Below are 2459 nucleotides of genomic sequence, written 5' to 3'. Positions count from 1 at the left end.
CTGGGTATCGTTGGCAACGTTGGCGGCCAATCCCTTGTAAGGTTTCGGCTTTTTGTAAACGGTCATAATATTGCTCAAAGCCATTCATAGTGCCATAGATAGCTTGATATTGATCTCGAATGGCTCCTAAATGGGGGGAAGGTGTCCCCATATAGGCTAAGTTAGGATTACCCTGAAATTTATTTGAGCCTCGATTGTGGGCAAACCACCAGCCGTCGGTATCAAGGCGCGCCCCAATACTTTTATGACTAACTAAAGGGATATCACCATATAGGTTGGTTAATTCTCTGTGTACCAGTCGAACCCGGTCAATGGCAGCATCGGTGGGGTTATTGGTTTTCAGACCAGGGGTATTAATATTAGTAATGGTGAGATTATTAAGGGGATTTTTAAGTTCTTGGTGTAAGGCTTTTAAGGGTTTATCTTGTCCTAAAATCTTAGCTAAATGGTCAGGGTCAATGGTGGTATCAAGACAGATAATTTGACCATTGAGAAACTGGTATTTATGCTCCTCAAAAATGGTAATGATTAAGGGATTACGGGTAAGTCTAAGGCTGATTCCTTTATCCCCTCGTATCGCTTTTAATAGATAAACAAGGGCATTTGGGGGTAGTTTGTCAATTTTCTGACTAATTTCAGATACATAATCGCTGTTCTTTTGACTATTATATAAACTGTTAGCTATTTTGAGTCTGTCTTTAAATTTAGTCCTTTCTTTTTCAACTTGAATGAATTGTTTAGAGATAGCTTTTCTTTCAGCAGGGTATAAATGATCTACTTTTAGTTTTTGCTTTAATTGCTGATATTTAGTCTCGGATTCAAATTCCTTGATACTGAGTAAGTGGTCACGGTCTAATTTACCTAATAAGGTGTTAATAAACTGGACTTCTTGTGCTTCTAATAAATCAATAATGACGTCGAGTTGATAATCTCCTTTGATAGATTCTAAGACTTCTTTATGTTCAAGACCCCATCGTTTTTTATTCTTGAATAAGGGTTTGAGTTCTTGAAGTAAACGATCTACGGTTTGGTAATCATTTTCAGTTAAATGAGGACGGATTCTATCGAGTTCGATGATGAGGTGAGTCCAATAAGTTTCAAGGTTTTTAGTGGGGTTTAATTGTTCAGTGGGTTCCTCAATGAGTATGATATCTTTGGAGTAGTCATCGTCTCTGGGCATAGAGTCACTATGCGCTCTAATGTATTTGGCTTTTAAGGTTTCTTGCCTCTCGTATCGATACATACCTGGGGAAGAGGCACATTGTCCGAGTAGGGGACAATTCTTACAAAGGGGATTGATTTCATCTCCAGATGATTCCACTGAATACCCTTTATTTTTCAGGGATTTAAACATATCACCCCGAATACAATTAGGTTGAATAACTAAGATATCAGGGTTAGTAAGCTGGTTAGCTTCGACTAATTTACCCTGAGTATTATAATAGAAACCCCACTGTGTTCGAGGGTGTAAGTCCCTAAATTTATCTTCAATGTCTTTGATGGAAGGGTTACGATGGTTCTTACTTAAATAAATAACTCTTCCTTCAGGATTGATAATTTTTAAGACATCATAAGTTTTTCCTGAACCCATGAAGTCATTGGCTAAAACATTAAAACCTTTTTTAAGGGCTTTGAGCCAAGCTTTGATTTTTGAACCTTTGTAGGATTCCCCTTGATTGAAAGGATTTATTTTCGCATATTTCTTGGCTTTTCTGGGATTAAGTTTCTTAAGTTTTTTGCCTAAAACATTACGAAAACGATTTATTTGTCGCTCATTAGTAATGATTTCTTCAAGAGTTTCTTGTTCTTTTTCCCATTGAATATAACTTTGATAAGCGTGGTGATCTGGTTCAATGGGGGAGCAGCCCTCTGAATGCCGTTGTCTTTCTGGGAATTTAAAGCCGTGTTGCTGCGCTATCCAGAATAAAGTCCCGGCGGTGACTTCGCCTACTCTAAACCCTTGGATCTTTCTGGCAGGGTTCCAGCCCTTCATAGGGGGACTCCAGTATTCGGCTATGGCGATCCCTTCGGTGGGACCGAAGATCGTCGTTAAGGCCATGAGAACCCGTAAGCTTTCCTCATAAGTTCCGGTACCGGGTTGCCGTGGGGGGATGAAGTTTAGGGCTTCTATGGCTAGGCTTTTAAGTTCGTCGGGGTTTTGTTCATTGACACGGGCTAACGTTTCAATACGGCGTTGTTCCCTGGCCTCCCATTCGGTTTTAGCTTGTTCTTTGGCTTCATCAATCAAAGAAGCGGGTAAGGGATCTCCATCGAGGATAAATATTTCTGCTTGGCTATTACCAGCCCAATATCGTGAGGCATCTTTACAAGCTTCGTCAGCTTCATGAAAATGCCCCATAACAGCTTTTACTAGCTGTTCGTAGGTGTCTAGGTCATTTATGGGTTGAGATGCGCTGAAGACGATTCTAAAGCGGTCACAGGGTGGGGAGAGGGGGAGA

1 protein-coding gene is annotated in these 2459 nt (G+C 40.3%); it reads right to left on the bottom strand.

Going from position 1 to position 2459, the window contains the following annotated elements; translation table 11 throughout:
• The coding region (locus P9B04_RS20670; protein ID WP_342056857.1) for a hypothetical protein at positions 1-2459 on the bottom strand (2459 nt) is incomplete at both ends.

It is taken from the genome of Crocosphaera sp. Alani8 (genome assembly GCF_038442745.1).
GTDB lineage: Bacteria > Cyanobacteriota > Cyanobacteriia > Cyanobacteriales > Microcystaceae > Crocosphaera.
The sequence above is the reverse complement of the archived record's forward strand: the minus strand, read 5'-3'. Positions and strand labels throughout refer to the sequence as shown.